We start from the raw sequence: 5,869 nt of genomic DNA on the forward strand, positions 1-5,869 counted from the left end.
GCCTATCGCCCTGGCCACCGTTTCGGCAACGCGATGCTGACCGGTATCCTGGCGCGGATCTTCGGCCGCTCTTTCACCGATGTGCTGTCGGGTTACCGCGTCTTCTCGCGCCGTTTCGTCAAGAGCTTCCCGGTGCTCTCGACCGGCTTCGAGATCGAGACGGAAATCAGCGTCCACGCGCTTGAAATGCGGATGCCGGTGGGGGAGATGATGACGGCCTACGTCGCACGGCCCAAGGGGTCGGTATCGAAGCTTTCCACCTTTCGCGACGGCTGGCGCATCCTCCACATGATCCTGACGCTGTTCCGGACCGAGAAGCCGATCCAGTTCTTCGGAGCGATCGGCGGCGCGCTCGCCGTATCGGCCGTATTGCTCGCGATCCCGCTGGCGATCACCTATGCAGAGACCGGCCTGGTGCCGCGCCTGCCGACGGCCTTGCTCGCAACCGGCCTGGTCATCGTCGCGTTCCTCTGCCTGTTTACCGGCCTGATCCTCGATACGGTGGTGCGCGGTCGGCGCGAGACGCGCCGGCTTGCCTACCTCTCGTACCAGCCGCCTGATGCTGTTCGGGAGACCGGGAGCGGGCCTTGAACCATATCGATGCTTTGTCGTCCGGCGCGGTTGCGTGGACCATTGCAAAATCCAGCTCCTGCGTTCCGATTCAATCGGAGCCGAAAAGGCTCTAGCTCAGCCGGTTCTCTTGGTGAGGCCCTTGAACGAGGCGGCGCGGAGCAGGCCTTCGGCTGTCGTGTCGCGGTATTCCACGTCGGCCAAAAACTTCGGCTCAACCCAAATGGCCTTCGGGTCCCGGATTGGCCTCGTAAGCTTCGAGGTGGGGATCAGCACCGAATCGAGCTTTTTGCGGATCTGGCCGGACACGGTCCGGGACCAGCCTGTCCCGACCTTGCCCGCGTAGACCAGGTCCTTTCCGTCCTGCCTGCCGAGGTGGAGCGCGGCGACGCCGGCTGCGTCCTTGACGAAGCCGACCACCGGGAATTTGCCGCGCTGCAGGCACTTCACCTTGATCCAGGCGTCGCTGCGCTCGGAGCGGTAGGGCGCTTGCGCGTTCTTGGAAATGATCCCTTCGAACTTCAGCTTGCAGGCATGGGCGAGCATCTGGTTGCCGTCCGTCTGCAGGTGCTCGCTGTAGACGATCGGGCTCTGAAGGCCGGTTTCGTCGAACAACATCTTGAGGATGCGCTTGCGCTCGACCAGCGCTGCCTCTGTCAGGTCAAAACCTTCCAGGTACAGAAGGTCGAACGCATAGAACAGCAGGCGGTCCTGGTTGCCCTTGGCGAGTTCGGCCTGCAGTTCGGCAAAGCTGGTGCGGCCGTCCCTGATGACGACGATCTCGCCATCGAGGATGGCGCGCTCGACAGGGATGTCGAAGGCGCCGGCGATCACCGCAAACCTTTTGGTCCAGTCCAGCCCGGTGCGGGTAAAGATGATCCGCCGCTGCTTGTCGACGTGCAGCTGGACGCGGTAGCCATCGTACTTGATCTCGTGGAGCCACTGGTCGCCCGAGGGCGCCCTGGCGCGGGAGGCCGCGAGCTGGGGCGCCACGAAGCCGGGCATGTCCGAAGGTCTGGCGCCCTGGATCATGCGCGCGGAAAAACGTGTCTGCGTGCGCTTGCGCAACTCAATACCTCACAATAAGCCTGCCGCTCTAGTTCAACGGCATTGGTCCTTATCGCTTACGGTGCTGCCGACACGGGCATTCCATATGACCCCTTCGGTTGAGCCTCGCTGCTGATGCGGAAGGGTCAGCGGCGATCACGTCAGGGTAGGGACGCTGGTAGCCAAGAAGGCGATATAATTTCATATCTGTCCATTTCCGATCAGGAATGTTGGATGTGAAAAGTCCGCTCGGGTGAGCCTGCTTGCAAAGGGCCTGCTTGCAAAGGAAGGTGCGCCATTCCAAAAAACGATGCTTTCAGATGAATTTTATCTGTTTTTCGATAGCCGATTTTCCAGCTTAAGCTGGAGCGCATAAACCGGCGGAAACGAGGCGCTCGCGTCAAGCGACACCTGAAATGATGCAGTGGGTGGGGAGGCATATGGCTGAAGAAGCAGCAAGCGCAGGAGGGGCGCGGAGCGCGGCGCTCGCTCGGCCTTCTCGTTTCCGGTGGATGGTGCTTGCCTTGATTTTCGCGGTCTACACGATCGCGGCGGCCGATCGGGCGAATATCGGCTTTGCGATGCCTTTCATGCGCAAAGAATTCTCGATGTCCAATACGCAAGCAGGAGCTCTCCTCAGCCTGTTTCTGTGGGGATATGCACTGGCGCAAATCCCTTCTGGCCTGGCCATTGGCAGGTTCGGCGTCCATCGTTTTTTCTCCTGGGCAATGCTGCTCACCTCGGGCTTCACCGCGCTGACGGGGTTCAGCAACTCGCACCTGATGCTTCAGCTAAGCCGCCTTGGTCTCGGCGTAGTCGAGGCGCCCCTGCCCATCGGCGTGGCAACGACGATCAACAACTGGTTTTCCGCACGTGAAAAAGGCTTTGCGAGTGGGGTCTTTCTCTCCGCCGTCAAATTCGGCCCGGTGATCGTCCCGCCGATCTGTGCGGTCATCGTGTCCTACTGGAGCTGGCGGGAGATATTCTATTGCTTTGCCATCCCCGGCGTAATTTTCGCGCTTCTTTGGTATTGGCTCGTCAACGAAAGGCCTTCTGAAAGCCGCTTCTGCAATCGGGAGGAGCTTGATCTGATATCGGACAAGACAATTGTGCGGGCCGAGAGGGGAGCGGCGGCGCGCCGTGATCTCGGCTTGCTCGATAAGCTCATCCGTGCGGAAAAAGCGGAAACGCTCGACACGAGGGCGAAAATCTTCGGATCCTGGGACATCTGGGGCTGCTCGCTGGGGTATGCTTTCCAACTCGGCATCTCCAACTACATGCTGGCCTGGATCCCAACCTACCTCATCACCGTCAAGAAATTCTCGGTCGCAGGAAGTGGACTCGTTGCGGCTGCTCCGTGGATCGGAGCCGTGCTCGGCAATCTGATCGGCGGATATGCCTCCGACCGCTGGTTCGACAGGCGCCGCAAGCCCGGCATGATATTTTCTGCTGTGGCCACCGCACTCACGATGTATGCGCTGATCAATTCGCCATCGGAATCGATCGCATTTGCTGCGCTGCTGTTCGTAACTGGCCTTCTTTTCAGCTTCGGTTTCTCGGCCTACATGGCCTATCCGATGGCGCTGGCCAGCCGCGAGACCTTTCCGGTTGTCAGTGCGATCGTGAATACGGGGGGGCAGATCGGCGGCGCCTGTGCCCCGCTTGCGGCCGGTTTTATTCTGGATCGATTCGGCTGGGACTGGGTCTTTCTCGCGATGGCGGGCGCATCGCTGCTGACCTTCCTCGTTATTCTTACTGTTCGAGAACCTCTCACGTGAGTTGCGAGAAATCCTCGTGCAGCGAAGCCAACCGCAGCCAGATAGACGCTGATATTTCCGTTATGCCGTCAGCCCATCTGGACGCGACGACTGCGCTCTTTCAGGATTACTGCCGGTCCAGGAGACTCGGCAAAGATGGGCGAGTATTTAGGGCACCAGCCAAGCAGGAGCAGGCTCGCGGCGATGCCGAAGTCGCCGCGATGCGACACCGGAGCGAAGAACAGAAATTTATCACATCCTGGGAGGAAACGCTGATGAACAGGCGGCAATTGGTTACTGCAGCGGTGGCAATGCCATTCATCGTGCAGGGGCAGGGTGCATGTGCCGCCGAACATACGCTCAAGCTGGTCTATCCGGATACGCCCTCACACCCGTTTATGCAGGTGGCACGCCGCTTCGCAGCTGGGGAGATACCACTTTAGGGGTGCTTGAACGTGTTAACAGCGACGTTCCCGATGGAACGAAGATCGTCCTCCTGTGCGTCAATGCCTGCAACGACAACCATCGAGGGCAGACCAACATCGTCAACAATGATCCCGCTGCGAACATTGCGGCCACGAGCAAGCTGGCGGCCCGGGGCATTAAGGTCATCGACGTGATGCCGATCTACCTGTCCATCAACAGGGAGCGAGGCATGCCTGACCGTGTTCATCTGAGCGTCGAGGGAAACCGGAAGCTGGGGAGGACCGGGGCGGACTGGTGAGATAGGCGCAAGCCCGAAAGCCGCGATGCTTTGGAAAGTGCCGGAAGCGCTTGCGATGTGCTACGTTGATCGATCCGCAGAGGAGCGTCTTGCGCTCCTGGTGAAGCCACCCTGAAGCCGCGCCAACGATCGGCCGGCGCCGCGCGCCGGCCGGCCTGGGGGATAGCCGCCGGGGTAACGCCCGGCCTGCGGATCGGCGTTTTCAGCGCCGGCGCGCGCAGTGCGAGTTCGCCTCACGTGCGCGGCAACAGTCGCCCAACTGCGGCGAGCGGAGGCGGCCTGCGAGCATCGGTGGAAGTCCGTCGATGACGGCTTTGGCTCTCGCCCATTGCTGGGGATGATCGCCCGACCAGGTTGGTATCAATCGCGAGCATGACGTCGCCGCCCCTCCGCGGCGATGCCTGCTTCCATCTCTTCTATGCTCTTTGGCTTGCCTTGATAAGGCAGCGACGCGAAGACGTCCGCCGGCTTGGCCGCCGGGAACGGCGAGGATGGTCTTAGAAGCACCCCGTCCGGTGTGCTCTCGATCGTGAGCCGTGTACCCGCCAGCCAGCGGCGTTCCTCACGGATCGCCTTCGGCAGGATGACCCGACCCTTGGTCGAGACGATTGTTGTCGGCTTGCCGGCAGCCATTCGGTTATCCACGGTAAGCCGAAAGTAAGATAGGTCCAAACCCGCTTCGGGCAAGACTGGGGCCGCGGCAGTCTGCCGCTTCGCCAGGATAGGGGGGCCTTGTCCGGTGCAGCTCGCGAAACATGGTGGGCGCACAAGGGATCGAACCTTGGACCTCTCCGTGTGAAGGGAACGCTCTCCCACTGAGCCATGCGCCGGGGTCTCGCCTGTCGCTGCGTATCCATGGAAACCTCATCGTGCAGGTGCACGCCTTCCGAAAAGCGAGGCTTTTCGGTGCTCTGCCAGTTGACTTGTGCGCCCAATCATGTCGGCTCTGCATGAGCTCTGCGCCAATGGAAGAACGTGATCCAGGTCTCCCAGTTCTGGCAGGTTTCATCAGCATCCATCTTGGGAATACGTCATGCCGTCCGAACCCCGTTCGCCTCGTCTCGCTGTTCTGATTGATGCGGACAATGCTTCCGCGAAGATCGCGGATGGCCTGTTCGAGGAGATTGCGAAGATAGGAGAGGCGAGCGTTCGCCGCATCTACGGCGACTTCTCCAATCCGCGATCGAAGGGCTGGGCCGATACGCTATCGAAGCACGCCATCATCCCTCAACAGCAGTTTGCCTACACCACCGGAAAGAATGCATCCGACATCACGCTGGTCATCGATGCGATGGACCTGCTTCACAGCGGTCGATTCGATGGTTTCTGTCTGGTGTCCTCGGACAGCGATTTCACGCGGCTTGCCGCCCGGATCCGCGAGCAGGGCGTCGATGTCTTCGGGTTCGGTGAGCAGAAGACCCCGGAGAGTTTTCGGCAGGCCTGCCGAAGGTTCGTGTACACGGAGAACCTGCTGACCGGCGCCGCGAACAGCCAGGATGCCGGCTCTGCGTCAAAGCCCCTTCAGCCTCCCAGCGCAGCCACGCCGATCATCATGAGAGTCATCACGCAGATGGAAACCGAAGACGGGTGGGTGGCATTGGGGGAAGTTGGAAAGCAGCTGGCCAATCTCGCTTCCGACTTCGACCCCCGAACTTTCGGCTTTCGCAAGCTGAGCGATCTGGTGCGAAAGACCAATGCGTTCGAAATCGACCATCCAAAAGGCGGCTCCTTGCGCATCCGCACCAAGTCCGCTGCCGGATCGCCGCCAAAA

The 5,869-nt window shown here is 60.7% G+C and carries 6 protein-coding genes and 1 pseudogene; 5 read left to right on the plus strand and 2 right to left on the minus strand.

Translation table 11 applies throughout. The features are described from left to right. Window positions 1-591 (plus strand): annotated as a pseudogene (locus tag JOZ76_RS04780) (glycosyl transferase); the annotation flags it as partial. A gap of 96 nt (window positions 592-687) precedes the next feature. Here JOZ76_RS04780 and ligD read toward each other — a convergent pair. Then, window positions 688-1,638, minus strand: a complete 951-nt coding sequence (gene ligD / locus JOZ76_RS04785) for a non-homologous end-joining DNA ligase (protein WP_291697478.1) — start codon at window positions 1,636-1,638, stop codon at window positions 688-690. A 419-nt stretch (window positions 1,639-2,057) separates the two neighbouring features. Between ligD and JOZ76_RS04790 the strand changes: the two genes are divergently transcribed. From JOZ76_RS04790 to JOZ76_RS04800, 3 genes are read left to right on the plus strand one after another with little or no spacing between them, the layout of a single operon-like run. Next, window positions 2,058-3,395 (plus strand): MFS transporter, encoded by a 1,338-nt coding sequence (locus tag JOZ76_RS04790; protein ID WP_291697479.1) that lies wholly within the window; start codon window positions 2,058-2,060, stop codon window positions 3,393-3,395. Further along, complete coding sequence (locus JOZ76_RS04795; RefSeq protein WP_291697480.1) at window positions 3,392-3,817, plus strand: hypothetical protein; 426 nt, start codon at window positions 3,392-3,394, stop codon at window positions 3,815-3,817. The genes JOZ76_RS04790 and JOZ76_RS04795 overlap by 4 nt, the downstream gene beginning before the upstream one ends. Window positions 3,818-3,819: 2 nt before the next feature. Next, the gene (locus JOZ76_RS04800; RefSeq protein ID WP_291697481.1) at window positions 3,820-4,098 is read left to right on the plus strand and encodes a hypothetical protein; all 279 of its coding nucleotides are present in this window, start codon (window positions 3,820-3,822) and stop codon (window positions 4,096-4,098) included. A gap of 360 nt (window positions 4,099-4,458) precedes the next feature. On the opposite strand, the gene JOZ76_RS04805 is transcribed toward JOZ76_RS04800, so the two are convergent. Beyond that, window positions 4,459-4,731, minus strand: coding sequence for an AbrB/MazE/SpoVT family DNA-binding domain-containing protein (locus JOZ76_RS04805; RefSeq protein WP_291697482.1), 273 nt, complete (start codon window positions 4,729-4,731; stop codon window positions 4,459-4,461). Window positions 4,732-5,131: 400 nt separating this feature from the next. Between JOZ76_RS04805 and JOZ76_RS04810 the strand changes: the two genes are divergently transcribed. Then, window positions 5,132-5,869 (plus strand): NYN domain-containing protein (locus tag JOZ76_RS04810; protein WP_291697483.1); only part of this gene is annotated, 738 nt, incomplete at its 3' end.

The organism is Bradyrhizobium sp. (assembly GCF_019244115.1).
In the GTDB taxonomy this organism is placed as follows: domain Bacteria; phylum Pseudomonadota; class Alphaproteobacteria; order Rhizobiales; family Xanthobacteraceae; genus Bradyrhizobium.

What these genes read in the sequence shown, in the direction of transcription:
- JOZ76_RS04805 (WP_291697482.1), bottom strand. Translation starts at nt 4,731, where the DNA reads ATGGCTGCCGGCAAGCCGACAACAATCGTCTCGACCAAGGGTCGGGTC.
- JOZ76_RS04790 (WP_291697479.1), top strand. Translation starts at nt 2,058, where the DNA reads ATGGCTGAAGAAGCAGCAAGCGCAGGAGGGGCGCGGAGCGCGGCGCTC.